Below are 3,143 nucleotides of genomic sequence, written 5' to 3'. Positions count from 1 at the left end.
TTGCGTTTTCTTTCACCGTATTCCACGTATCACTGAGCCATCCCATCCTTCACACTTCCTTTCTTCCACCCTCTTTCTTCTCTCTAATTTTCCTTAATCAACGACGCCTTCAAGTCAATCGTTCCATCTAACAAAATCGAACTTCCTCTACAGGAACTTTCCATACTCGTTCCTGCCGATAAGGTCTGCTTTTGGTCTGCATTCGAAGTAATATTTTTCGAAGCGTGAATCATAACATCCTTTTTCCCATCCACCGTAACCGTATCACTTCCCTTAATCTCAATCGGTTTACTCGAAACTGCTGCAATTCCTTTTCCTCCCGACTCCAATGTTACCTGATTCGTTTTACATACCAAATTCATCGTTTCACTGGAAGTAATCCCTATCTTCTTTGCCGCCGAAATCTGCACCGCATCCTTTGAACTTGCTGACATCGCCCCATCACTTTTAATACTCACCTGACTCTTGCCTGCCATCTCAATCGGTTTTTTCGCACTCATCATAATTCCCGCACTTGGGGTTTCCATTTTCATGGAATTATCACGACATGTCATTTGAAGTCCGCTTCCTGCCGAAATCGAAAAATTTCCGCCTGCATGAATACTGACATTATTTTTCCCGATCATCGCAATATTATTTCCTCCATTTATCGCAATATTTCCTCCACTCGTCAGTTTAATCTCCCGATTGGTCTGGATTTCCACACCACTCGTTTCATTTATTTTTACAAACGTACTTCCATCTTTTGCAGTAATTAAAATTTCCTGCCGGTCAAATTTAATCTCTTTTCCGTCTGCCGTCCGAAAATACTTCACCTTAGCATCTTTTGTCTTATCTGTTTTCTGTTTTCGTACCGACTGCACTGCATATGCCATATTTTCATCTTCACTCGGGAACAAAATTTTTACCTGGTCCCCGACTTCAGGCATTACATACCAGCCTGTATTTTGTTCTGCTGAATAATTTGTAGCATAGGGAAACGCATACGCAGTTGCGGTTTCCTGTTTTTCATCCACCTTTAGCTGCACCTTCACCGTGTCATTAATAACCTCAAGAACCGTTCCGTCTAAAGATAGTCCTATCATCCCTTTATGAAACTGCATTGGTACAGAAAATGCTTTTTTTGTTCTCAACTGATAGTGACAATTTAAAACAGAACCTTTCAAATGAAGCGTTGCTTTTGCCACATAAAGTTTCTTTCCATTCAGCTCTAACATATCCCCGACAGAAAAACTATAGCGGTCAGTATCAAATGTATAAAGATAAGAATCTTTTTTTTCAAAAGAAAGTTCTTTGCATTGCGATAATTCCCGTTCCAATGCCAAATCCTTTTGGATGGAATAATCTTCTACCTTTAATCGTTCCTGATACTCCACTCCTTCCGGAATTCCAAAATAAAAGGAAGCACTCTCTTTATCTATTTTCGGAATTAAAACGCTATGACTGTGAGAAGCAATCCGTTTTAAAAACTCCCAGTCGGTTTCATCGTATTGAAGAAGTAAATTTTCTATCTTTTTTTCTTCTGCACAATATTCCATTTTTCCCTGTTTCTCTTTTATACATATGTCTGCAACATTCGAATATGCCATCCCATGTTCCTGAAAAGACCGTCTTTTCAGGGCTAAATCTAATAAAATTGTATAGGAAACTGCTGTTCCTTTTAAATAATATACCTGATTTTTACAAGTAATTTTAACTGACTGTAAAATTCCACTAAAAATTATATTCTTTTTATGACAAAACTCTATATTTGTCCCCTTATCTATTTTTTCCAGCTCTGTTTCTTTCACACCTTCTTTTACAATTCCAAAAAATGTAAGAACGGCATGCTCATTCCGTTGCTGCTTTAGCTTTACTTCCAATAATCTCTCCAACTCAAATGGTTTTATGGATAAACAACCTACCTCTATTACATTCATAACTTCGTCCCATGCTATCACAAATAAATCAGTCTGTGATGCTACCCTAATCTGCTTTATTGAAAGAAAAGGGTCGCTGCATATACTCCTTTCCTTTGATTATAAACACTAAAAATGAATTGATTTCATCATTTGCCAAAAGATATCCAGCCAATTTTCTTTCTCTGAATAAACGCAATTAAATGTTCCCATTAACAAACGACCTTTCAATGAAAAGAAAAACATCAAATTATAAATTTCTTCATCTAACGCTGAAGAAACAAACTCAAGTGAAGCAATTGTTTTTTGTTCCACTGTCAGGCAATTACATTTGACTTCTCTAATCGAAGGATTTACTTTTAATAAAATTCCTTTCATCGCATCTCGTAATTCTTTTGTTTCTTCATCTTCTAATAATTCTTCTTTATATGTAAATGCAATATTTACTGTCGTTTCTTCATTCGACCATATAATATCCGGTCGCTGTGAAGAAGGATATTTAATACGTGCAATCTCTTTCGGCATTTTTACAAACGCTTTTGGAATTCTCATGGTAAACCCATCTTCGATTATCATTATTTCTGAAATTTCATATGTTTCACCTTGAATTAAAACGGAATCTTCATAAATATTGTTGACCTGCGTTTTCTCTTCTTCTATTTCTTGTTCCTGCTCCGAAATCAAAAAAATAAAATCTTCATCACCATACTTTTTCATAGTTCTTTTAACCTTTCAAACCCGAACCTGAGCTATTAACCAATCTATACCTTTGCTTTATTGCAAATTCACTGTCCATCGTCCTCAATCTTAATTACACCTGCTCCAGCCGGACATATTGCAATCGAATTACTTAATAAAGCCGGAAAATTTTCTATAAGAACACTGCTTTTTCCATTTACCCACATTGCACAAGCAGGGATGCAAGGCATTTGTGTTGTTTTACATATTCCAAACGATGGGATATTGACAAGTGGTTTGCAGTCAGCTATGCTTGCCCGATTTCCACTTTTCAATTTTACTCCATGGGGTGGTACAACTTTCAATTTTCCGGTTATTTCTCCCATTGTACAGCTAATTTCAGCCCCTTCGACTACATAAGATGCTCCCATAAAAAACTTCCTCCTAGTATAATAATGATGTAGTCAATTAAGACTACTTAATTAACAAGTTTCTATAAATCAGATAACAGAAGAAGGTGTTCTTCCTTCATCAGATGTTATCATAAATAATTATCATGTCTGACGG

The 3,143-nt window shown here is 36.4% G+C and carries 3 protein-coding genes; all 3 read right to left on the bottom strand.

The window, feature by feature from the left end; translation table 11 throughout:
- Positions 1 to 83: 83 nt before the first annotated feature.
- The 3 genes from FYJ58_RS14475 to FYJ58_RS14465 all read right to left on the bottom strand — a co-directional run bounded on the left by FYJ58_RS14475 (position 84) and on the right by FYJ58_RS14465 (position 3,007).
- Positions 84 to 1,919 carry a DUF2345 domain-containing protein gene (locus FYJ58_RS14475; protein WP_154520380.1) on the bottom strand — a complete coding sequence of 612 codons (1,836 nt, stop codon included), beginning with the start codon at positions 1,917 to 1,919 and terminating at the stop codon, positions 84 to 86.
- A 108-nt stretch (positions 1,920 to 2,027) separates the two neighbouring features.
- The gene (locus FYJ58_RS14470) at positions 2,028 to 2,615 is read right to left on the bottom strand and encodes a hypothetical protein (RefSeq protein ID WP_154520379.1); all 588 of its coding nucleotides are present in this window, start codon (positions 2,613 to 2,615) and stop codon (positions 2,028 to 2,030) included.
- A 68-nt stretch (positions 2,616 to 2,683) separates the two neighbouring features.
- Positions 2,684 to 3,007 (bottom strand): DUF4280 domain-containing protein, encoded by a 324-nt coding sequence (locus tag FYJ58_RS14465; protein ID WP_154520378.1) that lies wholly within the window; start codon positions 3,005 to 3,007, stop codon positions 2,684 to 2,686.
- Positions 3,008 to 3,143 lie beyond the last annotated feature (136 nt).

The organism is Velocimicrobium porci (assembly GCF_009696045.1).
Taxonomy (GTDB): domain Bacteria; phylum Bacillota; class Clostridia; order Lachnospirales; family Lachnospiraceae; genus Velocimicrobium; species Velocimicrobium porci.
Note: the sequence above shows the minus strand (reverse complement) of the source record. Positions and strands in the feature narration are given on the sequence as shown.

Bases quoted from the DNA above. Each gene is read 5' to 3' on its own strand.
- FYJ58_RS14475 (WP_154520380.1), bottom strand. From the start codon at position 1,919: ATGAATGTAATAGAGGTAGGTTGTTTATCCATAAAACCATTTGAGTTG.
- FYJ58_RS14465 (WP_154520378.1), bottom strand. From the start codon at position 3,007: ATGGGAGCATCTTATGTAGTCGAAGGGGCTGAAATTAGCTGTACAATG.
- FYJ58_RS14470 (WP_154520379.1), bottom strand. From the start codon at position 2,615: ATGAAAAAGTATGGTGATGAAGATTTTATTTTTTTGATTTCGGAGCAG.